This is a genomic window from Bradyrhizobium sp. 155 (assembly GCF_023101105.1).
Lineage (GTDB): Bacteria > Pseudomonadota > Alphaproteobacteria > Rhizobiales > Xanthobacteraceae > Bradyrhizobium > Bradyrhizobium canariense_D.
Map to the genome: position 1 here is coordinate 1,207,755 of NZ_CP064704.1, position 22,562 is coordinate 1,230,316.

Genomic DNA, 22,562 nt, shown 5'->3' on the forward strand with positions numbered 1-22,562 from the left:
CGAGATGACCGAACCCGCTTACGTCGCGGTGGACTGGGGCACCAGCAGCTTCCGGCTCTGGTTGATCGATCGTACCGGCGTAGTGCTGGCCGAACGCCGCAGCGGCGAGGGCATGCTGGCGGCGGCAAAGACCGGCTTCGCGGCCGTGCTGCAATCCCATCTTGCCGCCGTCGAAGCACCAGCTCATCTGCCGGTTCTGGTCTGCGGCATGGCCGGCGCCAAGACGGGCTGGGTCGAAGCCGGATATGTCGATACACCCGCGCCGCTCGCGGCCGTCCTGGAGCAGGCCGCGCACGTGCCGGGCGAAGCACGCGATATCCGCATCCTGCCGGGTATCGCGCAGCGCGATACAAGAGCGCCGGACGTGATGCGCGGCGAGGAGACGCAGCTGCTCGGCGCGCTTGGTCTCGATGCCGCAGGTGAGGCGCTGGTCTGCATGCCCGGCACGCATTCGAAATGGGTACGCCTGAAGGACGATACGATCGCGCATTTCTCCACCTTCATGACCGGCGAGCTCTTCAGCGTTGTGTCGCGCGAGACGATCTTGTCGCTTGCGGTCGCAGGCGCCGAAGACGCCGAGGACGTCGCGAGCTTCAAGGCGGCGGTGAGAGCTGCGTATGAGGCGCCGTCGTTCGCGGCCAATTTTCTGTTCGGCGCGCGCTCGCGTCAGCTTCTGTTCGGGAGCACACCGGCCGCGGCGCGCGAAACGCTGTCGGGCACTTTGATCGGCATCGAGCTGGCCGCCGGGCTCTCCGGCGCCGTGCCGAAAGCAGGCATTACGTTGATTGCCTCGGGGCGGCTCGCGATGCTGTACACGTTGGCTTTCGATGCGTTGTCGGTCACCGTGAACCCCGTCGATGCCGATGAAGCGGTCCGCCGCGGTCTGTCGATGGCGGCTGCCGCGATCTGGACGAAATGAGAGGACTGTTGAAATGTGCGTTCCCTTTCCGGCGATGAAGCGGCCACTGCTTGCGATCCTGCGCGGCGTGAAGCCCGAGGAAACGCAGGCCATCGTCGGCGTGCTGATCGAGGCCGGCATGACCGCGATCGAGATCCCGCTAAACTCGCCCGATCCGTTCCGCTCCATCGCCACCGCCGTCAAGCTCGCGCCGGCCGGCGTGCTGATCGGCGCCGGCACGGTGCTGACCACAGCGGATGTCGATCGGCTCAACGATGTCGGCGGCAAGCTGATGGTCTCGCCGAATGTCGATACGCAGGTGCTCACGCGTGCGCACCAATACGCCATGGTCACGTTGCCGGGCGTGTTTTCGCCGACCGAGGCGCTGCTGGCCGCGCGCTCCGGCGCCTCTGGCCTGAAGTTCTTTCCGGCAAGCGTGCTCGGCGCGTCCGGCATCGCCGCGATCCGCGCCGTGCTGCCGGCCGGCGTGATGATCGCCGCCGTCGGCGGCGTCTCCGACCAGAATTTCGCGGAGTACATCGAGGGTGGCGTGACGGCGTTCGGGCTGGGCTCCAACCTCTACAAGCCCGGCATGACGGTAACGGACGTTGCCGCTCGCGCAAAATTGACGATCGCGGCCTACGATCGGGCGATTGCAAAAGACTGAAGCAGCAATAAACAAGCCGTGATGCCGTCACGGTTGCGCGTTATCCTATCTTGCCGCAGAGGCGAGATCAGGAGACCGACATGGCAATCAACAATGTAGCCGATCTGTTCGTGGCAACGCTCGAACAGGCTGGCGTCAAGCGCATCTACGGCATCGTCGGCGACAGTCTGAATGCGCTGACCGAAGCGCTGCGGCGGCGCGGCACGATCAAATGGATCCATGTCCGGCACGAGGAGGTCGCGGCCTTCGCCGCCTCCGGGGAAGCGGAAATGACGGGCAGCCTTGCGGTGTGCGCGGGCTCGTGTGGTCCCGGCAATCTGCATCTGATCAACGGCCTGTTCGACGCCCATCGCAGCCGCGTTCCCGTGCTGGCGATCGCCGCGCAAATTCCGACCGCCGAGATCGGCAGCGGCTATTTCCAGGAGACGCATCCGCAAAACCTGTTCCGCGAGTGCAGCCATTATTGCGAGCTGGTCTCGGATCCGAGTCAGCTTCCCTACGTGCTGGAAAACGCGATCCGCGCGGCGGTCGGCATGCGCGGCGTCGCCGTTGTCGCCATGCCGGGCGACGTCGCGTTCCGCAGCCCACCCAAGCGCGCGCTGTCGACGGCGCGTGGCCTTGCGCTGTCGGCGCCGAAGGTTATGCCGCAGGCCGATGAACTGAAGGCACTCGCGGACCTCTTGAACGGCGCCGAGCGCATCACCCTGTTTTGCGGTCGCGGCTGCACCGGCGCGCATGCGCCGCTGATGCAGCTTGCGGAAGCCTTGAAGAGCCCGATCGTGCATGCGCTGGGCGGAAAGGAGCATGTCGAATACGACAATCCCTACGACGTCGGCATGACCGGCTTCATCGGCTTCTCCTCCGGCTATGCTGCCATGCACGCCTGCGACGCGCTGGTGATGCTCGGGACCGATTTTCCCTACAAGCAGTTCTTCCCGACCGATGCCAAGATCGCGCAGATCGACATCCGTCCGGAAAATCTCGGGCGCCGCTGCAAGATCGATCTCGGCCTCGTCGGCGACGTCAAGCTCACCCTCGAGGCGCTGCTGCCGCTTCTGAAATCCAAGACGCAGCGCAAGCACCTCGACGATGCGATCGCGCATTACAAGAAGGCGCGCGAAGGCCTCGACTCGCTCGCCAAGGGCACGCCGGGCAGCAAACCAATCCATCCGCAATACCTGGCAAAGGTCATCAGCGACCATGCGAGCGATGATGCGGTGTTCACCGCCGATGTCGGCACGCCGACGGTGTGGGCCGCGCGCTATCTCGAGATGAACGGACGCCGCCGGCTGATCGGCTCGTTCGTGCACGGCTCGATGGCCAACGCCATGCCGCAGGCGATCGGCGCGCAGGCCGCGCAGCCCGGCCGCCAGGTGATCTCGCTCTCCGGCGACGGCGGCTTCACCATGCTGATGGGCGATCTGATCACGCTGACGCAGATGAAGCTGCCGGTGAAGGTGGTCATCTTCAACAACGGCGTGCTCGGCTTCGTCGCACTGGAGATGAAGGCGGCCGGTTTCGTCGACACCAATGTCGATCTGGAGAATCCGGACTTCGCGGCGATGGCGCGCGCGATGGGTATCTTCGCAAGGCGGGTCGAGGATCCCGGCGAGCTCCCGGGCGCGGTGAAGGACATGCTGGCTCACAACGGACCGGCGCTGCTCGATGTGGTCACCGCCAAGCAGGAGCTGTCGATGCCGCCGACCATCACGCCCGAACAGATCAAGGGCTTCAGCCTCTGGGTCTTGCGCGCCGTGATGAACGGACGCGGCGACGAGGTCGTCGATCTCGCCAAGACCAATTTGCTGCCGCGCTAACCCCGCTTGACCGACGGCACGGGCAGCCGCTCATGGCGGCGCTGGAAGCGTTGCCAGTGCAGCACGATGCCGATCAGCAGCGCCGGTACGAAGCCGAGCGCGATCACGAAATGCGGCAGCTGCGCCGGCGAGATGAACGCAATGCCGATGTCGGAGATCAGCCAGAGCGCGGCGAACATCACGGCGAAATCGGTGCGCGGGCAGCGCAGATAGTAGAACACGGCTGTGATGACGACGGCGGGTCCGATGGCGATGCCAATCATCACCGTCGTCAGCTCCTTCGGCGTCAGCGCGTCGAGCACCATCGCGGCCAGCAGCCAGAGCGCGGCGAACATGGCGATGATGTCGAGCGGATGCCGCAACCCAATACCTCTCGCGGGAACATGCTATCGTTGTGGCCCAGACCTTGGCCGTCAAGGGAAAATGCGCCTATTCCTCGTCGTTTCCGGGCGTCGGCCGCAGCATGAAATGGCCAAAGGCCGTGGCGATCGGCTTGTTCGCATCGTCCTGCCAGGCCCGTGCCTCGAAGGCGACGATGCGCCGGCCCTGTTTCACGATCGAGACGTTGGCGAACGTGTCGAGCGCGCGGCCGGAGCGCAGATAGTTGACGGTCAGTCCGATCGGCTTGGGCAGTGCGGTGGCGCCGAGTTCACGGGCCACTCCGAAGATCGCGGTGGTTTCGAGAAACGCGCCGGTCATGCCGCCATGGATCGCAGGCAGAATCGGGTTGCCGATGATCTTTGGCGAGAACGGCATCGTCAGTGTGCCGTCGTCGTTGACGCGAATGCCGAGGCAGCGCGCGAACGGACTGTTGGCGAACGGGCCTTCCGGATCGTCCGGCGTCTCCAGCGTCGGAATGTTGCGCGAGTCCATCCTGCGGTCCGCGAGCATGTTGGTGCGGTTGGCGCCGATCATGAAACATGCTGTCGCGGTTGCGACCGGATCGTCCTCGGACTCCTGATAGGCGGTGGAGCGCACGAAGGCGATCGATCGCGTGGTGCGGTAGCAGACCGAATGCGCCTTGATGTCGAGGCCCGGCGTTGCCGGCTTCTGATAGTCGATGCGCAGATCGAGCGTCGCGATCGCGCTTGTGCCGTCCAACGCGAGTTGCACGGCCATGCCGCAACTCTCGTCCAGCATCGCGGTGACGACCCCGCCATGCAGGACGCCGGTCTCGGTGTCACCGACAAAGACCGGCCGGTAGGGCAGGCTGGACCAGGCTTCGCGCGGTGCGAAGCGGTCGAGCTGGAGCCCGCTGATCTGGCCGTAATCGGAGCGGCGACCCTTGATCGCCTCGGCGAGGTCCTCGAACGAAAGTGTGGTCGGTGAGCTGGACATGAGGACGTTCTAGACCAGTGGCGGGCGCGGCGCAAAACCCCGGATGCGCGTCCCACGGCGGGTGCCGGGGGCGGTTTGGCCTCGACAGGGCGGGCCGAAGCAACGATGGTGGGCGCCTCATTCGTTCGACCAGCCGTAAGGAGTGCCCATGGCCGATCCCGAAACGCCCGCCACCAGCCAGGGGCCCGTCATCATTTCGACATCGAGCTCGGAGCGGGCGCCGATCATCTATTTCGACGGTGCATCCTGCTTCGGCCACCACAACGGCGCGATTCAAATCGAGCTTGCGGCGAACCTTCTGATGCCGGTCGGCGCCGCCGTCAGGGTTGACGTGGTCCAGACCGCGCATCTGCGTTGCAGCGTGGCCGCGGCGCTGGCTCTGCGCGAAGCGCTCGAAAAGGCGCTGGCAATGTACCAGCAGGGCCAGCAGCAGCCCCGGTCGGAGGAAATTCCCTCGGTGAAGAACTGAGGCCGTTCGCGGATCGCAAGTTAATGCGATCAACTCGCTCAGCTCACATGCACCTTCGGCTTCCTGCCGTCGTTCCACTTGCCGTCGAGCGCGCGCTCGATCTGGGCGGCGAGTTGCAGCAGGAGGCCGTCATTGGCCTGTTTCGCAATCGCCTGGATGCCGAGCGGCAGGCCGTGGTCCTGCGTGGCCATCGGCATCGAGATCGCCGGCATGCCGCAGAGATTGGCGAGCGGCGTGAAGGCGAAGAAGCGCCAAAGATTGCCGAACCAGTCGAGCACGTCGGGGTTGTCGGAGATGGTGAGATATTCCCGGGTGCCGACCTTCGGCGTCGGCAGCGCCGTGACCGGGGTCAGGATCACGTCCCACTGCTCGAAGAAGGCGCCGAAGGCGCGCGAGGTCGTGTTGAACACGCCTTGCATCTTCGCCCGCTCGGCGAAGCTCGTATGCCGGCCGGCTTCCCAGATCCGGATATTCATGGGTTCGATGAGATCTTCCGGCGGCCGTTCCAGTCCGCGCGCGGCGAGCATGTTGGAGATCACCACGGCAAAATTCGAGATGTAGCAGGTGGTCTGCGCCTCGAACGCGGCGCGGAAGTCGAGTTCGGGCAGGGCGTAGTCGACGTGATGGCCGAGGCCTTCGAGGAAGCGGCCGGCCTTCGCCAGCTCGGCCGCGATCTCGGGCGTCGCGGTGTAGTCGCCCCAGGTGTGCGACAGCGCGATACGAAGCTTTGACGGATCGCGCTTGATCATCTCGGAATAGGGCTGCGCTGTGGTCCAGAACGGCATGAATTCGCCGGGCGCCGCTCCCCTTGCATGATCGACGAAGGCGGCGGTGTCGCGCACCGAGCGCGACTGGCAGCCCTGGATCGAGACGAGGCCGGTGAGATCGGACATGTGCGGTGCGAGCGAGAACACGCCGCGCGAGACTTTCAAGCCGATATTGCCGTTGACGCCGGCGGGAATGCGGATCGAGCCGCCGCCGTCAGTCGCGTGTGCGATCGGCACCACGCCGGCCGCGACCATTGCGGCGCTGCCGGCCGACGAGCCGCAGGTGGTGTAGTCGGTGTCCCAGGGATTGCGCGTGACATAGACGGCCGGATTGTCGGCCGAGCTGCAGACGCCGAACTCCGGTGTCGTGGTGCGTCCGATCAGGTTCAGTCCGGCCTGGCGGAATTTGCCGGTCAGGAACGTGTCGGCGCTGGCGCGATTGCCGCGCATTAACAGCGAGCCCATCTCCTGGAGCCGGCCCTTCATGGTCGGGCCGAGGTCCTTCACCAGGAAGGGCAGGCCTGCGAACGGGCCGGCGAGATTGGCGCCGTCCTTGGCCGGATCGGCGATCACGTCATCGAACAGCTCGACCACGCCCGACAGTGCCGGATTGACCTTGGCGACGCCCGCGGCGGCCTGGCGCGCCAACTCCTTTGCCGTGAGCTCGCCCTTGCGGACGCGCGCGGCCAGCCCCACGCCATCGTGCTGCGCCCATTCGTTCCAGCTCATCGGGAAAGTCATGCGATCCAAACCTCTTCGTGCGCCGCCATCTTAGTTTCGCACAGGAACACTTTAATCAACTGAGCGGCGCGAAGGGCAGGGTTGCGCCGGATGGAGAGGTAATCCCGAATTGCATGCGCGCGCATCAATTGGAGAACTTTGCGATCACCGCGACCGGCCCGCCGCCGGCTGGGCCCTGATGCTCGGCGCCGCCGGAGACGTAGACCGCACCGGTGCCGGCGAGGCCGGCAATCAGGCCGCCAACGGCAGCCCGGGCGTGGCGTGTCGAGCTGATATCGGTATCTTCCAGCATGGTGTGGCGGAAGCCGCGCACGCTGCCATCAGGGGAGGCCTCGGCCTTGGCGAAGATGTTGACAAGCTTGCTGCCGGTCGTCGTCTGTTGCCCGGCACGGAGCCCAACGCTCTCCAGCGCCGCAAGCACCGCGGCGGCGTCGATCGCATCGCTCATCACGGCATGTCCGATCTTCAATTCGCTCGTCGAGGACATCGAATTGCCGAGCACGATGACGACGTTGTGCATCAGCTCGATCCCGGACGACGTCGAGGCGACGTTCGAAAACAGATCGTAGCGCCGCAGCACGTCCTCGTCGTGTATGTCACATGCGATCTCGCCGAGCGCGACCGCAACGCCGAGCGCGGAAGCGCCGCGCGAATAGGCCATCGAACTGTAGGCGCTGGTCGTCGCTGTCTTGTGACCGCGCGCATTCGCCGCTTCGACGCGCTCGCTGGTGAGCAGCGGGCATTTGATCTGCACGAAGTGGACGTCGGTGGGATCGGCGATGCCGGCATCCGCCATCGCGGCCTTCACGGCCTTGGCTGTCTCCGTGATCTGAGCGGAGCGGCCGAGCTCTTCAGGGAGAAAATCCCGCGTGTGCGCCATGCCGATGCTCAGGCGCTTGCCGGAGATGCCTGGCGGGCGCTGTAGAATGTCCTGGCGCGTGAACACGGTGATGTGCGGGCTGAGCACGCCCTCGGTGCCGCCCGACATCACGAAAGCGATGCGTTGCTCGACCTCCTGCGGCGACAGCCCGAGCTGCGGCGCCAGCGCCGTGCACAGCGCGGCAACGGCATATTCCCGCGTAAAGTCGTTGACGCCGCCGTTGCCTTCGGTCTTGCCGAGGATCGCCAGGATGGATGCCGGATCGATCGCGCCGGAGCCGATCATGCTCATCAATCCGGAGACGTCGCCGGGGCCTCTGGTGGCGACCTTGAAGACGCCGACCGATGTCGTCCGCATTATAATCCTCACATGAAGTTCAGGAGTCCGGCGGACAAAACAGCCGCTGAACCGGGGCGCCTGTCAAGGTGTCGAGGCAATCCCCGTCGTCGTCCTGGCGAAAGCCAGGACGACAGCAGGACGTGCGCCGTCTGCGTAGCACCCACGATTGTGGCGAGATCGCATCGCTTCGACAAAAAATCCCTTGTCGACGGTCGTCCGCCGCACCTTGATGAATCAACCCTGATTGGTCCATAAGCGGCGTCCCGCAGCCGGTGGTTCGCCTCCGCGATGCGTGCTTGGATAGAGGGGTTCTCGCGTGGTAAATATCAACCAGAAAATTGCGCAGGAGCTTGGGGTTCGGGCGGAGCAGGTCGAGGCGACAGTGGCGCTGCTCGACGGCGGCGCCACGGTTCCCTTCATCGCCCGCTACCGGAAGGAAGCGACCGGTGCGCTCGACGACGCACAATTGCGCACGCTGGAGGAGCGCCTGGGTTACCTGCGCGAGCTCGAGGATCGCCGCAAGGCCATCCTCGAATCGGTCCGCGAGCAGGGCAAGCTCGATGCGGCGCTGGAAGCCTCCATTCTCGCCGCCGACAGCAAGGCGCGCCTCGAAGACATCTATCTGCCGTTCAAGCCGAAGCGCCGCACCAAGGCCGAGATCGCCAAGGAAGCCGGCCTCGAGCCGCTCGCCAATCAGCTCATGGCCGAGCCCACCAACGATCCGAAGGTGGTCGCCGAAGCCTTCGTCAATGCCGAGAAGGGCGTTGCCGATGCCGCTGCGGCACTCGACGGCGCCCGCGCCATCCTGGTCGAGCGTTTCGACGAAGACGCCGACCTGATCGGTGCGCTTCGCGAGGAGGTGTGGACCAATGCGCGCATGACCTCCAAGGTGCGCGACGGCAAGAAAACCGAGGGCGAAAAGTTTGCCGACTATTTCGAGTTCTCCGAGCCGCTTACGAAGCTGCCCTCGCACCGAATCCTCGCAATGTTCCGCGGCGAGAAAGAAGAAATCCTCGATCTCCAGATCCAGGCCGAGGCCGAACCATCGCCCCCGGGCGTGCCGAGTGTGTATGAGCTGAAGATCATGAAGCGGTTCGGCATCGCCGACCTTAAGCGCGCCGGCGACCGCTGGATGATCGATACCGTGCGTTGGGCCTGGCGCACCAAGATCCAGGTGCATCTCAACATCGACCTGCGCATGCGGCTGTGGAATGCGGCCGAGACAGAGGCCGTGCGCGTGTTCGCCTCGAACCTGCGCGACTTGCTGCTCGCGGCGCCCGCCGGCACCCGCGTCACCATGGGTCTCGATCCCGGCTTCCGCACCGGGGTCAAGGTCGCCGTCACCGACGCGACCGGCAAGGTGGTGGATACCGCCGTGATCTATCCGCACGAGCCGCAGCGGCAGTGGAACGAGGCGCTTGCGATCCTCGGCAAGCTCGCGCTGAAACATCGTGTCGAGCTGATCGCGATCGGCAACGGCACCGCCTCGCGCGAGACCGACAAGCTCGCGGCCGACCTCGTCAAGGGCCTGCCCGACTTGAAGATGACCAAGATCGTGGTGTCGGAAGCCGGCGCGTCGGTTTATTCGGCCTCGGCGTTCGCCTCGGAGGAGTTGCCGGGCCTCGACGTCACCCTGCGCGGCGCGGTGTCAATCGCGCGGCGGCTCCAGGATCCGCTCGCCGAGCTCGTCAAGATCGAACCCAAGGCGATCGGCGTCGGCCAGTACCAGCACGACCTCGGCCAGGCCAAGCTCGCCAAATCCCTCGACGCCGTGGTCGAAGACTGCGTGAACGCCGTCGGCGTCGACGTCAACACCGCGTCCGCTCCGCTGCTCGCGCGCGTGTCGGGCGTCGGCTCCGGCCTCGCCTCGAGCATCGTGGCACACCGCGACGCCAACGGGCCGTTCAAGTCGCGCAAGGCGTTGAAGGACGTGCCGCGGCTCGGCCCCAAGGCGTTCGAGCAGTGCGCGGGCTTCCTGCGCATCCTCGGCGGCGAGGACCCGCTCGACGCCTCCGGTGTGCATCCGGAAGCCTATCCGGTGGTGCGCCGGATTCTCAGCGCCACCAAGAGCGACATCAAGGCGCTGATCGGCAGCAGCGACATCGTTCGCACGCTGAAGCCGAAAGACTTCGTGGACGAGACGTTTGGTCTGCCGACCGTCACCGACATCCTGCGCGAGCTCGAGAAGCCCGGTCGCGACCCGCGTCCGGCCTTCAAGGCAGCTGTGTTCATGGACGGCGTCGAGGAGATCAAGCACCTCAAGAAGGGCATGATCCTCGAGGGCACCGTAACCAACGTCGCGGCGTTCGGCGCCTTCGTCGATATCGGCGTGCACCAGGACGGCCTCGTGCACATCTCGGCGATGTCCAAGACCTACATCAAGGATCCGCGTGAAGTGGTGAAGCCCGGCGACATCGTCAAAGTGAAGGTGCTAGACTTCGAGGTCGCGCGCAAGCGTATCTCGTTGACACTACGGCTCGACGACGAGGTCGGCGCCAAGAAGGACGCGCCCGGCATGCAGCGGGATAACAGCTCACGTAACCCGTCCCGCATGACGTCGTCGGCCCCGCGCCAGCAGGAGTCTTCCGGCGGCGGTGCGCTCGCCGAAGCGCTGCGCCGCGCGGCCGAGAAAAACGGCGGCAAGCGGGCGTAGCTTCTAACCTCTCCCCGCTCTCACCCCACCCTCTTCCCGCAAGAACGGGGCGAGGGAGTGAGAGAGCAGCGTCTCCCTAACTTCCGCGTCAGAATCTGGCGCGTTTGTAAGTTGAAGGCGCCTGTCCCTTCCTCTCATCTGATCCTCCTCGCGCGGCAGAATATTGTCGCGCAGCACGGAGGATGCTTCGATGGACAACAGGATTCTCAAAGGCCTCACCGCGGTGACGATCGCAGCGGTGATGGCGCTCGCTTCACCGGTGCTTGCCAGAGGCGGTGGCGGTGGCGGTGGCGGTCATGGCGGATTCGGCGGTGGTGGGCATTTCGGTGGCGGCGGCATGCACACCGGTGGCTTCGGTGGTATGCGCGTCGGCGGCATGGGCGGCGCCCGTTTCGGCGGCCCGGGCTCTGGCGGTGCACGTTTCGCGCATGCGGCGATCGGGCCGCGCTTCGCTGGCTCCGGCTGGCACGGCAGGCCCTTCATCGGCCGCCATGCCTTCTTCCGGCACCACCATCGCTTCTTCTTCGGAGCACCTTTCATCTATGCCGGCTACTATGACGGCTGCTGGCGCAGGAGCTTGACGCCCTATGGGTGGCAATGGGTCAATGTGTGCGGAGACTCTTGGTACTAGCATCGCCGTACCGCACCATTGTCGCGATCGTCATCGGACGGTTCCGCTCAGCCCCGGAACGGGATAGTCTGGTGGCGATCGTCGCGCGGAGTTTGTCATGACCGGAGCTCACCGCCGCATTCTGGTCGTCGAGGACGACGCGGAAACCGCAGGCCAGCTCGTCGAGGAGCTGACGACTTCCGGCTACGACGTCGATCTCGCCGCCACCGGGCGCGAAGCGCTCAGCCACGGCGCCGCGCGCGACTATGCCGTGATCACCATCGACCGCATGCTGCCCGATATCGACGGCATCAGCGTGATGCGCCAGTTGCGCGACGACGGCATCGCCGCGCCGTTCCTAATCATTTCCGCACTTGGCGAGGTCGACGACCGCGTGCGCGGCTTGCGGGCCGGCGGCGACGATTATCTCGTCAAGCCGTTCTCCTTCACCGAATTGCTGGCGCGGCTGGAGGCACTCGGCCGGCGCAGCGACACCGTCGCCAAGGAGACGATCCTGCGGGTCGGCGATCTCGCCATCGACCTGATCGCACGCAGCGCGAGCCGCCGCGGCCGGAAGATTCCGCTGTTGCCGCGGGAATTCCAATTACTCCAATATCTGGTCCGCAACGAGGGCCGCGTCGTCTCGCGTGCGATGCTGCTCCAGCATGTCTGGGATCTGCATTTCGATCCCTCCACCAACATCATCGACGTCTATGTCGGACGCGTCCGTCGCAAGGTCGATGATGCCCAGGCCTATCCGCTGATCCACACCATCCGCGGCATCGGATATTGTCTCCGTGCTCCTGGCTAAAACGCTCCGCTCCTCGACCTTCCGCCTTGCGCTGATCGCGATCGCGGCGTTCGGGCTGATCGTCGCGGCGATCATGGCCTATGTCTATTTCGGCACGATCGCCTATGTGCAGAGCCGTGTCGGCGATGCCGGCGACCACAGCGGCTTCACCGCGATGATCGAGCTCGCAATGGCCGCTGTCGCCGTGCTGATGCTGGTGCTCGCCGGGCTCGCCGCGGTGCTGGTGACGCGCCGCACGGTCGGGCGGATCGAGGAGATCAACGCCACCAGCCGCGCCATCATGATGTCGGGCCTCGACCAGCGCATTCCCTTGCGCGGCAGTCACGACGAATGGGACCGGGTCGCCGAAAACCTCAACCAGATGCTCGACCGCATCGAGACTTTGATGGGAGAGGTCAAGCAGGTCAGCGACAACGTCGCCCATGATTTGCGTACGCCGCTGACGCGCATGCGGGGTCGGCTGGAAAAGGCTTATCACGCCTCGCGCAATGGCGAGGCCGACGCGGCGCTGATCGGTGACACCATCGCCGATCTCGACGCCGTGCTCGGCATGTTCGCCTCCATCACGCGCATCTCGGAGATCGAGACCCGCGCCCGCCGTAGTGCGTTTCGCACCCTCAATCTCGCCGAAATCGCCGGCGAGGTCGTCGAGCTCTACGATGCCGCCGCCGAACAGGTTGCGACGCGGCTCAGCCTCGGCGGCGATCGCGAGGTGGCGATTATTGGCGATCGCGACCTGCTGTTCGACGCTATCGCCAATCTCGTCGACAACGCGATCAAGCACGGCTGCAAAGGCGGGCAGGTGACCGTCACCTGCAGCAGCACCGACGGCGGTGCGACGATCGCGATCGCCGACGACGGCCCGGGCATTCCGGCGGATCAGCGCGATCACGTGTTCAAACGCTTCTACCGGCTCGAGCAGAGCCGCTACACCCCGGGTAACGGCCTTGGCTTAAGCCTGGTCGCCGCGGTCGCTCGCCTCCATGGTGCCGAGATTGCCCTGCACGACAACGCGCCGGGCCTGACGGTCCAGCTCAGCTTCCCGCCGCACCCGACCTAGAGCTCGATCACGCCGCGGCGGGCCGCATGTGCCACCGCATCGGTGCGGCCGGTAGCGTCAAGCTTGTCGAGCAGCGAGCCGACATGGAATTTCACCGTGTGGACGGAAATGCCGAGCTGACGCGCGATCATCTTGTTGGAGCCGCCTTCCGCCATCAACGCCAGCACGTCGAGCTCACGCTGCGTCAGCGCAATGTCCTCAGGCATGATGCGCGGATCGCGAGTGACAATCGTCGCGACGGCTTTCTCGCCGGGTTCGGCGAGGCGAAGCCCGGCGATATTGCCGAGCAGAGCAGCCAGGCGATCGGCGAGGGCGGGATCGTCGATCTCCAAAGCCAACACGATCTCGGGCGCGATGTCCTCGCTCACGCCGCCGGCCTCTCGCCGATCGTGACCTTGAAGCTGACCGGCTCGCCGCCGCGGCGCGCCGCGATATCGACCACCGCGCCCACGCTCGCCGGACCCAGCGTCCGCGACAGCGCGCGCACGCCGGACAGCTTCTGGTCGTTGACCGCGACGATGACGTCGCCCTGGCGGATGCCGGCCGCCGCCGAAGGGCCGGCCTTGTCGACATTCATCACCATCGCGCCGACGCCGTCGTCGAGCCGGACCGGCTGCAGCCCGAGGCCGAGATATCCGCGTGCGATGCGGCCGCGCGCCTCTAACTGGGCCGCGACCCGCTCGATCGTCGCTGTCGGGATCACTAGCACACGCCTCGGGCCGAGCACGGCCATGCCGAAGGCTTCGCCCGATGCGTCGAGCGCGAGGCCGCCCTGCTGGCTGGAGCGCAAGCGGACGTCGAGCTCGATCCGCGCGTCGATGTCGCCGCCGCGCAGGGAGCGCCAGCTCTTGCCGGACTGCGACACCATCGCGAGCGCGGCGCTCGGCGTATCGCGGTTGGTGGCGACGACGACCGACAACGCGCCAAGGGGCGGCACAATTGTGGCCAGCTTGACCGGGGCAATCGCCGTATCGGCGCGCAGCAGTGCGATATCCGTCGTATGGTCGCGGCCGGCGATCGTGGCGGCCGCGGTGCTGCCGTCGGGGAGGCCGATCTCGACGTCGCCCTCGTCGGCCAGCGCCTCGTCGGCGGTGACGATCAGGCCGGGTTTCCAGACGAAGCCGGTGGCGCGGGAACGATGCGAATGGACGGCGACGACGGACGGCGCGGTGCGGGACACCATATCCGCGAGCGCGGACGACAGCGAAGTCAGGGGAGTTGAGTCGGTCATGGCAGGCTCCTGTAAAGCTGTCCTCAATCTGGGATGTCGCGGGCGATCGCGTAACTGGCCGCATGGCCAGGAAATAAGCAGGGAAGCTGGTCCGTAAGAGCACGGCCGACGAACATGTGATTGGAGCCGCTCACGGGAACGTGTAGCAATCGGCTCGACCTTGTGCCGTACGGCCTCAAGCCTTTTTGCGAGCCCTGATTGATGACCATCGACCTTACCCGCCGCACCCTGCTTCAACTCGCCGGCGCCAGCTCGCTCGCAATGGCGGCTGCGGGCGCGGCGCGCGCCGAGGGCACACCGCAGGGCGGCGGTCCGACCTATGCCAGCCGCACGCCGATGCGCGTCGGCATGGTGACGCTCCGGGTGAAGAATCTCGACAAGGTTGCGAACTACTACCGCGACGTGATCGGGCTCACCGTGATGGAACGCTCGGCGAGCGCCGCCAAGCTCGGCACGGCCGGCATCGCGCTGCTGGTGCTGGAGGCCCGTCCTGATGCCGAGATCGAGCCGCGCAACGCCGCCGGCCTCTATCACACCGCCTTCCTGATGCCGACCCGCAAGGACTTGGCCCGCTGGCTGGTAGCAGCCGCTTCGCATCGCGTGCCGCTGTCGGGCTTTGCCGATCATCTCGTCAGCGAATCCGTCTATCTCGACGATCCCGAAGGCAACGGCATCGAGGTCTATGCCGACCGCGATCCCTCGCAATGGCAGTGGAGCGAAGGCAACGTGAAGATGGCGGCCGACGAGCTCGACATTCCCGACCTGCTGTCGCTGACCAATACGCGCGTGCCTGATTATGCCAAGGCACCGGACGGAATGCGCATCGGCCACATGCATCTGCGCGTCGGCGACCTCGCGCAGGCGCAGAATTTCTACCACGGCACGATCGGACTCGACCCGACCCGCAGCCGCAACGGCGCCGCGTTCCTGTCGTCGGGACGCTACCATCATCACCTCGGCATGAACGTCTGGCAGAGCCAGGGCGCCGGCCAACGCGACGATCAGGCAACGGGGCTCGCCTGGTTCTCGCTGGTGACAGCTAAGCAGGATCTGCTCGCCGCGCAGGAAGAGCGCCTGCGCAAGGGCGGCGCGAAAGTCACGGCGCTAGCGGACGGCGTTGAGGCGATCGATCCCTGGGGCACGCGGGTGCGGCTGATCAGGATTTGATCGCCGGCACGAGCGTTGGTAAGACCGTCAGGCGCTAGCCAGTTTCCGGGATTCACACCTGACATGTCCGATTTTCGCGGCGTCTTCCCTTATCTCGTCTCTCCCGTCGCTGCCGATGGCGCGGTGCGGACGAACGTCCTCGCAAAGCTCTGCGACGATCTGATCGGCGCGGGCGTCCACGGTCTGACCCCGCTCGGCTCGACCGGCGAGTTCGCCTATCTCAACGCCGCCCAACGCACCGCGGTCGTGCAGACCACGATCGAGGCGGCAAGGGGACGTGTGCCTGTTGTCGCGGGCGTCGCCTCCACCTCGACGGCAGATGCGGTGGCGCAGGCGAAGGCGTATCAGAAGCTCGGCGCCGACGGCATTCTGGCGATCCTGGAAGCGTATTTCCCGCTCGCCGACGCCCAGATCGAATCCTATTTCCGCGCCATCGCGGATGCCGTGGACATCCCCGTCGTCATCTATACCAATCCGCAATTCCAGCGCTCCGATCTCACCCTCGAAATCATCGCGCGCCTCGCCGAACATCCGCGCATCGGCTACATCAAGGACGCCTCGACCAACACCGGCCGGCTGCTCTCGATCATGAACCGCTGCGGCGATGCCTTGCGGGTGTTCTCCGCCTCCGCCCATATCCCGGCCGCGGTGATGCTGATCGGCGGCCTCGGCTGGATGGCGGGCCCCGCCTGCATCATTCCGCGCCAGAGCGTCGCGCTCTACGACCTCTGCAAGGCCGGCCGCTGGGACGAGGCGATGGCGCTCCAGCGCAGGCTGTGGCGCATCAACGAAGCTTTTGCCCGCTTCAACCTGGCGGCCTGCATCAAGGCCGGCTTGGCCATCCAGGGGTACGACGTCGGCGATCCTGTCCCGCCGCAGGCCGCTCTCACCGCCGATGCGCGCAAGGTCGTAGAAGCGGCATTGCGGGAGCTGGCGTAGCGGTTTGTCACGCGGCAATGGGCCCCGGCACGGGCAGCGGAACCGTCCTTAGCTGCCCGATTCGAGAAACTTCCATTCATTTTCGACGTTGCTGCGTGAGCTGGCTCTGTCACCTCCCGGCATGTGCATTCGAGAGATCGTCTTCAGCATACGACACGGTGATCACTGATGAATCGTCGCTACGCAATCATTGCGGCGGCTTTTGCCGCCCTGCTGCTCGTGGTAACTGCCGTGAAGGTCCAGCATGCGCCATGGACAACCCCCTCCGCGCGCGCCGTCGAGCAACGTGGTCCGCTGTCCGAGGCCGAAAGGGCCACCATCGACATCTTCGAACGAGTGTCGCCCTCGGTTGTCCAGGTTGCGGTGAGATCGGCCGCTACTCCTGTCATGGGAGAGGAGGGGCAGGGCGGCGCTTCCGGCACGGGATTTGTCTGGGACCGCGACGGGCATCTCGTCACGAACAACCATGTCGTGGCCAATGGCGGCGAGATCGCGGTGCGCTTTGCGTCGGGAGAGGTGGCTCGGGTTGATCTGATCGGCACCGCCCCCAATTACGATCTTGCGGTCCTGCGGATCCGCAGCGTGCGCGAGCTTCCACCGCAGGTGGCTCTCGGCAGCTCGACCGACCTGAAAGTCGGGCAATCCGCGTTTGCGATCGGCAATCCTTTCGGGCTAGATCAGTCGATGACGAGCGGCATCATCAGTGCCCTCAAGCGGAGGCTTCCGACCCATGGCGGCCGGGAGATTGCCAATGTCATCCAGACGGATGCCGCAATCAACCCGGGCAATTCAGGCGGGCCGCTGCTGGACTCCGCCGGCCGGCTGATCGGCGTCACGACTGCGATCATATCGCCGTCCGGCTCGAATGCGGGCATCGGTTTCGCGGTGCCGGTGGACGTCGTGAACCGGATTGTCCCCGAGCTCATTCGCAATGGCCGCGTGCCGACGCCCGGCATCGGCATCGTCGCCGCCAGCGAGGATGTGTCGACGCGGCTTGGCGTCCAAGGGGTGATCGTGGTCCGGACAGCCCCCGGCAGCCCTGCGGAACAGGCGGGGATTCGCGGTGTCAACTTGTCGACTGGAACGGTCGGAGACATCATCACCGCGGTGGAAGGCAAGCCGGTGCGGCGGCTCTCCGACCTGACTGATGCGCTCGAGCAGGCCGGTGCCGGTAAGACCGTTCGCCTCACGGTAAAGCGGGATTCGGACACCCGTGATATCAATGTGGGCATCATCGACATAGAGCGCTCCTGACCCGGCAATCTGCGGCCAAAGCGGGCGTGACACGCAATGCAGATGTGCCGCGGCTCGGTTGTATCGACCGCAAAATCGGCTAAAACCCCCGCGGTCGTTTTCTGGGTTTCAAGGACATGGTGGAATGAACATTCTTCCCGGCAATTTGCGTTTCGGAGCGGGGCAGCCCGTCAAGCGTTTGGAAGATCAGCGACTGCTCACCGGGAAGGGGCAGTTCATCGACGACAAGCCGGAAGATGGCGCGCTGTGGTTGTACCTGCTGCGCTCGCCGCATGCCCACGCGAAGATCGTCTCGATCGACACCGGCGCCGCCACTGCGATGCCCGGCGTGACCGCGGTGTACACCGGCGCCGACCTCGTCAAGGACGACATCGGCGTCATCCCGACCTTGAGCATCTTCAAGCGTCCCGACGGCAAGCCGATGACGGTGCCGCCACGCCGCCTGCTGGCGCACGACATCGTGCGCTATGCCGGCGAGGCGGTGGCCGCCGTGGTGGCCTCCTCGCGTGCTGACGCGCAGAGCGCAGCCGAAGCGATCGTGGTCGAATATGACGTGCAGCCGGCGGTGGTCGATCCGGTCGAGGCGGTCAAGCCCGGCGCGCCCGTGGTGTGGCCGGAGGCACCCGACAACATCGTCGGCGCGATGGCTTACGGCGATGCCGCCAAGGTGGACGAGGCTTTTGCCAGCGCGGCGCATACCGTCGTGCTAGATCTCGTCAGCCAGCGCCTCGTGCCGTCGGCCATGGAGCCGCGCTCGACCATTGCCGAGATCGACAAGACGTCCGGCCGCCTTCTGCTGCATGTGCAGTCGCAGACGCCCGCCTCGACCCGCGACGTGCTGGCCGAGGCCGTGCTGAAGCGTCCCAAGGACAGCGTTCGCGTGCTGGTCGGCGATATCGGCGGCGGCTTTGGCCAGAAGACCAACCTCTATCCCGAGGACGGCATAGTCGCCTATGCCGCGACCAAGCTGAACAGGAAGATCCGCTGGCGCGGCGACCGCACCGACGAATTCGTCGGTGGCACCCACGGCCGCGATCTTACCTCGACAGCTTCCTTCGCGCTCGACGAGAAGGGCAAGGTGCTGGCCTACCGCGTCAGCTCGATCGGCTGCACCGGCGCGTATTCCTCAGGCGCGGCCAACATCATCCCGCTGGTGCTGGGGCCGTTCGTGCAGACCGGCGTCTACGATTTGCCGCTGGTACATTTCGAGGTGAAGTCGGTGATGACCCACACCGCGCCGGTCGGCGCTTATCGCGGTGCAGGCCGCCCGGAGGCCGTGTTCATCGTCGAGCGCCTGTTCGACGCGGCTGCACGAAAAATCGGCATGGATCCGCGCGCGATCCGGAAAGCGAATTACATCAAGCCGGCGCAACTGCCCTATACGAATGCTGCGGGGCAGGTTTACGATTCCGGCGCCTTCGCGCACATGCTCGATCGCGCCGTGAAGCTTGCGGATTGGGACGGCTTTGCCGCGCGCAAGAAGGCGGCGAAGAAGAAGGGCCTGCTCTACGGCCGCGGGCTCACCTCCTATATCGAGTGGACCGGCGGCCGCGCCCACACCGAGAAGGTCAGCCTGCACGCGACCGCGCAGGGCCGCGTCGTCCTGCATTCCGGCACCATGGCGATGGGGCAGGGGTTGCAGACCACTTACACGCAGATGATCTCCGACACGCTCGGCATTGCCATGGACAAGATCGACGTGGTCCAGGGCGATACCGATCTGGCGACGGGCTTCGGCAGCGTCGGGTCGCGTTCGCTGTTCGTCGGCGGCACGGCGGTCGCTGTCTCCTCCAACGATCTGATTCAGAAGGCGCGTGAGAAGGCGGCGAACGTGCTGGAGACCTCGATCGAGGACATCGAATACCAGGGCGGCATGCTCACGGTGGTCGGCACCGACCGCCGCATCAGCCTGTTCGATCTGGCCGAGAAGGAAGGCGGCGCAAAGCTCAGCGTCGATTCCGAAGGCGAGGTCGATGGTCCGAGCTGGCCGAACGGCACCCATATCTGCGAGGTCGAGATCGATCCCGAGACCGGCGTCTCCAAGGTCGTGCGCTACACCACCGTGGACGACGTCGGTGTCGCCGTAAACCCGATGCTGGTCACCGGCCAGATCCATGGCGGCGTGGCGCAGGGTATCGGCCAGGCGCTGTATGAGGGGGTGTCCTATGATGCCGACGGCCAGCTGCTCACCGCGAGCTACCAGGACTATTGCATCCCGCGCGCCGACGACGTTCCGCCGATCGTGGTGACGCTCGACGATTCCGCGCCCTGTCGCACCAATCCGCTCGGCGCCAAGGGCTGCGGCGAATCCGGCGCCATCGGTGGCCCCCCTTGCGTCACCAACGGCGTGATGGATGCGCTCGCCGAGCTCGGCATCACCCAGCTCAACACGCCCCTGACGCCGCAGAAGATCTGGCAGGCGATCCGGGATGCGAAGGTGGGCGGTTAGCGGCCATTGTCGTGCTGGCTGTCGCCACAAATCCAACTCGTCGTCCCGGCCTTCGCCGGGACGACAGTGAGACCGGGACGACAGTGAGAATGTAGCGCCAGTGCCCCTCAGATCCCCAACATCATCTTCGCAATAATATCGCGCTGGATCTCCGAGGTGCCGCCGAAGATCGTATAGGCGCGGCCGTTGAGATATTCCGGCATCACCGTCAGCATCTCCTCCGGCATCGCCGGCTCGTGGTTGAGCTTGTAGAGCGGGCGCATCGGCTCGACCGCGAGGGCGTCATGGCCGATGACGTCGGCGCCGAGCCGGGTCACGGCCTGACGGATCTCGCTGTTGCGCAGCTTCAGGATCGACGACACCGCACCGGGATTCTGTCCGGTCTGCAGCGCCGACAGCACGCGCAGCTCGGTCATCTCCAGCGCGTCGATATCGACCTCGACCTCCGAGATGCGCGTCGCGATGTCAGGACTGTCGATCGCGCGGCCCGTCAAGTCGGACTCGGCGAGCTCCGCGATCGCCTTCAGCCCTTCGCGCAATTTTGCCGACGCAATGCCGGAGCCGCGCTCGAACTCGAGCAGATACTTGCCGTAGGTCCAGCCCTTGCCTTCCTCACCGACGCGGTTTGCCACGGGAACGCGCACATCGTCGAAGAATACCTGGTTGACCTCGTGGTCGCCGCCGATGGTGAGGATCGGGCGCGTCGTGATGCCCGGCGTCTTCATGTCGATCAGGATGAAGCTGATGCCGTCCTGCTGCCGCGGGCCGTCGCTGGTGCGCACCAGCGCGAACATGCGGTTGGCGTGGTGGGCATGCGTGGTCCAGATCTTGGTGCCGTTGATGACGTAGTCGTCGCCATCGCGCACCGCGCGCGTCTTCAGCGAGGAGAGGTCGGAGCCGGAGCCTGGCTCGGAATAGCCTTGGCACCAATAATCCTCACCGGACAGAATGCGCGGCAGGTAGAAGTTCTTCTGCTCGGGCGAGCCGAAACCGATGATGACGGGCCCGACCATCTTCACGCCCATCACATTGACATTGGGCACGCCGGCCCGCGCGCTTTCAGTCTCGAAGATCCAGCGCTGCGCCGGGGTCCAATCCGGCCCGCCATGCTCGACCGGCCAGCCCGGCGCGCCCCAGCCTTGCTTGTGCAGCGTGCGCTGCCAGGCCATGCCGATATCGGGGTCGGAGAACACCGACGGCGTCAGCGCGGTCGCGCGCTTCATCTCCTCGGTGAGGTTTCTGGCAATGAAGTCGCGCACCTCGTCCTGGAAGGCGCGCTCCTCGGCATTGAACGACAGGTCCATGATGCGCTCCTTGTGTCAGGCCGGCACGGTGGGGCGGCCAAGCAGGGCGTGGCGGCCATAATGGTGCGCGCTGCCGCCGAACAACGTGTCGAACGCGACCAGCCGCTTGAAATAAGCGCCGACCTCGAGCTCCTCGGTGACGCCCGTGCCGCCGTGAAGCTGGATCGACTGCTCGCCGACGAAGCGCGCAGATCTGCCGATCTTCGCCTTCGCCCCCGACGCGGCCCGCGCGCGCTCGACCGGATCGGCGTCGAGCTTCAGCGCGGCGCGCAACGCCATCGAGCGCGCTTCGTCGACCTGGACCGCCATGTCGGCGAGGCGGTGGCGGATCACCTGGTTGGCGGCGAGCGGCCGGCCGAATTGCTTCCGGATTTTTGTGTACTCCAGCGTGGTATCCAGCAGTACCTGCATGATGCCGACGGCCTCGGCGCCAAGCGCAGCCATGGCGCGATCAACAGCCCATTCGATTGCCGGCAGCGCGTCATGCCCGTTGCCGAGCAAGGCATCCTCCGGCAGTTGCACGTCCGACAGCTCGATGTTGCAGGCCCGCCCGCCGCCGAGGCGCTCGTAGTCGGAGATCGCAACACTCGGAGTTGTCGCCGGCACCAGGAACAGGCCAATGCGGCCGGAGGAGCCCTGATGATCATGGATATGCGCGGAGACGATGATCTCGTCGGCGGCGTGGCCATCGAGCACGGCAATCTTGCTACCGGCCAGGCGCCAGCCTTGCGCCGTGCTGTGGGCGGTGGTTGCGACCTTGGCAAGATCGAACCGCGCCGCGCGCTCGGAATGCGCGAGCGCGAGCTTCAACGATCCGTCCGCGATCTTCGGCAGGATGGCCTGCTTCTGCGCCATGCTGCCGCATCGCTCGATCAACGCGGCGCCAAGCACGACCGACGCGATATACGGCTCCGACACAAGCCCGCGGCCGAAGGCTTCCATCAAAATGCCGATCTCGACCGCGCTGCCGCCGAGCCCGCCACACTCCTCCGCGATCGGCAGCGCCAGCCAGCCCAGTTCTGCGAATTGTTTCCACACCGCCGGACTGAAGCCGAGCGGATCGTTCGCCATCTTGCGGCGGTGATCGGCATCGTAGCTTTCGGCCACGAAGCGCTCCGCGCTTTCGCGCAGCAGGCGTTGCTCGTCGCTGAGATTGAGATCCATCCTG

General features: G+C 65.8%; 20 protein-coding genes. 12 read left to right on the plus strand and 8 right to left on the minus strand.

Features of this window, described 5'->3' with window-relative positions:
- The first annotated feature begins 4 nt into the window (after positions 1-4).
- The 3 genes from IVA93_RS05915 to poxB all read left to right on the plus strand — a co-directional run bounded on the left by IVA93_RS05915 (position 5) and on the right by poxB (position 3,382).
- Positions 5-919, plus strand: a complete 915-nt coding sequence (locus tag IVA93_RS05915) for a 2-dehydro-3-deoxygalactonokinase (protein WP_018453643.1) — start codon at positions 5-7, stop codon at positions 917-919.
- A 13-nt stretch (positions 920-932) separates the two neighbouring features.
- Positions 933-1,565: a 2-dehydro-3-deoxy-6-phosphogalactonate aldolase gene (locus tag IVA93_RS05920; RefSeq protein ID WP_018453644.1), complete on the plus strand. Its 633-nt coding sequence runs from the start codon at positions 933-935 to the stop codon at positions 1,563-1,565.
- An 80-nt stretch (positions 1,566-1,645) separates the two neighbouring features.
- Positions 1,646-3,382 (plus strand): ubiquinone-dependent pyruvate dehydrogenase, encoded by a 1,737-nt coding sequence (poxB, locus tag IVA93_RS05925; protein ID WP_247371595.1) that lies wholly within the window; start codon positions 1,646-1,648, stop codon positions 3,380-3,382.
- Here the strand turns inward: poxB and IVA93_RS05930 are convergent.
- Both IVA93_RS05930 and IVA93_RS05935 read right to left on the minus strand, forming a co-directional pair.
- On the minus strand, positions 3,379-3,744 hold the full coding sequence (locus IVA93_RS05930; RefSeq protein ID WP_018453646.1) for a hypothetical protein: 366 nt from the start codon (positions 3,742-3,744) through the stop codon (positions 3,379-3,381). The two genes, poxB and IVA93_RS05930, sit on opposite strands and share 4 nt — an antisense overlap.
- A 67-nt stretch (positions 3,745-3,811) precedes the next feature.
- Positions 3,812-4,720, minus strand: coding sequence for a PaaI family thioesterase (locus IVA93_RS05935; protein WP_018453647.1), 909 nt, complete (start codon positions 4,718-4,720; stop codon positions 3,812-3,814).
- A 148-nt stretch (positions 4,721-4,868) separates the two neighbouring features.
- On the opposite strand from IVA93_RS05935, the gene IVA93_RS05940 reads away from it, so the two are divergent.
- A complete protein-coding gene (locus IVA93_RS05940; RefSeq protein ID WP_018453648.1) occupies positions 4,869-5,189 on the plus strand; it encodes a hypothetical protein in 321 nt (106 codons plus the stop codon).
- A 38-nt stretch (positions 5,190-5,227) separates the two neighbouring features.
- Here IVA93_RS05940 and IVA93_RS05945 read toward each other — a convergent pair whose 3' ends face one another.
- The gene (locus IVA93_RS05945) at positions 5,228-6,697 is read right to left on the minus strand and encodes an amidase (protein WP_018453649.1); all 1,470 of its coding nucleotides are present in this window, start codon (positions 6,695-6,697) and stop codon (positions 5,228-5,230) included.
- Positions 6,698-6,821: 124 nt separating this feature from the next.
- On the minus strand, positions 6,822-7,934 hold the full coding sequence (atzD, locus tag IVA93_RS05950; protein WP_018453651.1) for a cyanuric acid amidohydrolase: 1,113 nt from the start codon (positions 7,932-7,934) through the stop codon (positions 6,822-6,824).
- A 298-nt stretch (positions 7,935-8,232) separates the two neighbouring features.
- On the opposite strand from atzD, the gene IVA93_RS05955 reads away from it, so the two are divergent.
- The 4 genes from IVA93_RS05955 (at position 8,233) to IVA93_RS05970 (ending at position 13,050) form a co-directional block, all read left to right on the plus strand.
- Entirely contained in the window at positions 8,233-10,569 is a 2,337-nt protein-coding gene (locus IVA93_RS05955; RefSeq protein ID WP_018453652.1) for a Tex family protein, read from the plus strand.
- A gap of 190 nt (positions 10,570-10,759) precedes the next feature.
- Complete coding sequence (locus IVA93_RS05960) at positions 10,760-11,200, plus strand: hypothetical protein (protein WP_247789709.1); 441 nt, start codon at positions 10,760-10,762, stop codon at positions 11,198-11,200.
- Positions 11,201-11,297: 97 nt separating this feature from the next.
- Positions 11,298-11,990: a response regulator transcription factor gene (locus tag IVA93_RS05965; RefSeq protein WP_247789710.1), complete on the plus strand. Its 693-nt coding sequence runs from the start codon at positions 11,298-11,300 to the stop codon at positions 11,988-11,990.
- Positions 11,977-13,050 (plus strand): sensor histidine kinase, encoded by a 1,074-nt coding sequence (locus IVA93_RS05970; protein ID WP_018453655.1) that lies wholly within the window; start codon positions 11,977-11,979, stop codon positions 13,048-13,050. Before IVA93_RS05965 ends, IVA93_RS05970 begins: the two co-directional genes overlap by 14 nt.
- Here IVA93_RS05970 and IVA93_RS05975 read toward each other — a convergent pair.
- Positions 13,047-13,418: a response regulator transcription factor gene (locus IVA93_RS05975; RefSeq protein WP_018453656.1), complete on the minus strand. Its 372-nt coding sequence runs from the start codon at positions 13,416-13,418 to the stop codon at positions 13,047-13,049. The genes IVA93_RS05970 and IVA93_RS05975 overlap by 4 nt on opposite strands.
- Positions 13,415-14,281: a S1C family serine protease gene (locus IVA93_RS05980; RefSeq protein ID WP_018453657.1), complete on the minus strand. Its 867-nt coding sequence runs from the start codon at positions 14,279-14,281 to the stop codon at positions 13,415-13,417. The genes IVA93_RS05975 and IVA93_RS05980 overlap by 4 nt, the downstream gene beginning before the upstream one ends.
- A 201-nt stretch (positions 14,282-14,482) precedes the next feature.
- Here IVA93_RS05980 and IVA93_RS05985 point away from each other — a divergent pair, with 201 nt between their 5' ends.
- The 4 genes from IVA93_RS05985 to IVA93_RS06000 all read left to right on the plus strand — a co-directional run bounded on the left by IVA93_RS05985 (position 14,483) and on the right by IVA93_RS06000 (position 20,090).
- Positions 14,483-15,448, plus strand: a complete 966-nt coding sequence (locus IVA93_RS05985) for a VOC family protein (RefSeq protein ID WP_018453658.1) — start codon at positions 14,483-14,485, stop codon at positions 15,446-15,448.
- A 63-nt stretch (positions 15,449-15,511) separates the two neighbouring features.
- Positions 15,512-16,387, plus strand: coding sequence for a dihydrodipicolinate synthase family protein (locus IVA93_RS05990; protein WP_018453659.1), 876 nt, complete (start codon positions 15,512-15,514; stop codon positions 16,385-16,387).
- A gap of 168 nt (positions 16,388-16,555) precedes the next feature.
- Positions 16,556-17,641 (plus strand): S1C family serine protease, encoded by a 1,086-nt coding sequence (locus IVA93_RS05995; RefSeq protein ID WP_018453660.1) that lies wholly within the window; start codon positions 16,556-16,558, stop codon positions 17,639-17,641.
- Between the two features lie 124 nt (positions 17,642-17,765).
- Entirely contained in the window at positions 17,766-20,090 is a 2,325-nt protein-coding gene (locus tag IVA93_RS06000) for a xanthine dehydrogenase family protein molybdopterin-binding subunit (RefSeq protein ID WP_018453661.1), read from the plus strand.
- Positions 20,091-20,197: 107 nt separating this feature from the next.
- Here IVA93_RS06000 and IVA93_RS06005 read toward each other — a convergent pair whose 3' ends face one another.
- Entirely contained in the window at positions 20,198-21,394 is a 1,197-nt protein-coding gene (locus tag IVA93_RS06005; protein ID WP_018453662.1) for an acyl-CoA dehydrogenase family protein, read from the minus strand.
- Between the two features lie 15 nt (positions 21,395-21,409).
- Positions 21,410-22,558 (minus strand): acyl-CoA dehydrogenase family protein, encoded by a 1,149-nt coding sequence (locus tag IVA93_RS06010; protein WP_018453663.1) that lies wholly within the window; start codon positions 22,556-22,558, stop codon positions 21,410-21,412.
- Positions 22,559-22,562 lie beyond the last annotated feature (4 nt).

Bases quoted from the DNA above. Each gene is read 5' to 3' on its own strand.
- IVA93_RS05965 (WP_247789710.1), top strand. From the start codon at position 11,298: ATGACCGGAGCTCACCGCCGCATTCTGGTCGTCGAGGACGACGCGGAA.
- poxB (WP_247371595.1), top strand. From the start codon at position 1,646: ATGGCAATCAACAATGTAGCCGATCTGTTCGTGGCAACGCTCGAACAG.
- atzD (WP_018453651.1), bottom strand. From the start codon at position 7,934: ATGCGGACGACATCGGTCGGCGTCTTCAAGGTCGCCACCAGAGGCCCC.
- IVA93_RS05915 (WP_018453643.1), top strand. From the start codon at position 5: ATGACCGAACCCGCTTACGTCGCGGTGGACTGGGGCACCAGCAGCTTC.
- IVA93_RS05945 (WP_018453649.1), bottom strand. From the start codon at position 6,697: ATGACTTTCCCGATGAGCTGGAACGAATGGGCGCAGCACGATGGCGTG.
- IVA93_RS05920 (WP_018453644.1), top strand. From the start codon at position 933: ATGTGCGTTCCCTTTCCGGCGATGAAGCGGCCACTGCTTGCGATCCTG.
- IVA93_RS06005 (WP_018453662.1), bottom strand. From the start codon at position 21,394: ATGGACCTGTCGTTCAATGCCGAGGAGCGCGCCTTCCAGGACGAGGTG.
- IVA93_RS05940 (WP_018453648.1), top strand. From the start codon at position 4,869: ATGGCCGATCCCGAAACGCCCGCCACCAGCCAGGGGCCCGTCATCATT.
- IVA93_RS06010 (WP_018453663.1), bottom strand. From the start codon at position 22,558: ATGGATCTCAATCTCAGCGACGAGCAACGCCTGCTGCGCGAAAGCGCG.
- IVA93_RS05995 (WP_018453660.1), top strand. From the start codon at position 16,556: ATGAATCGTCGCTACGCAATCATTGCGGCGGCTTTTGCCGCCCTGCTG.
- IVA93_RS05980 (WP_018453657.1), bottom strand. From the start codon at position 14,281: ATGACCGACTCAACTCCCCTGACTTCGCTGTCGTCCGCGCTCGCGGAT.
- IVA93_RS05960 (WP_247789709.1), top strand. From the start codon at position 10,760: ATGGACAACAGGATTCTCAAAGGCCTCACCGCGGTGACGATCGCAGCG.
- IVA93_RS05985 (WP_018453658.1), top strand. From the start codon at position 14,483: ATGACCATCGACCTTACCCGCCGCACCCTGCTTCAACTCGCCGGCGCC.
- IVA93_RS06000 (WP_018453661.1), top strand. From the start codon at position 17,766: ATGAACATTCTTCCCGGCAATTTGCGTTTCGGAGCGGGGCAGCCCGTC.
- IVA93_RS05935 (WP_018453647.1), bottom strand. From the start codon at position 4,720: ATGTCCAGCTCACCGACCACACTTTCGTTCGAGGACCTCGCCGAGGCG.
- IVA93_RS05990 (WP_018453659.1), top strand. From the start codon at position 15,512: ATGTCCGATTTTCGCGGCGTCTTCCCTTATCTCGTCTCTCCCGTCGCT.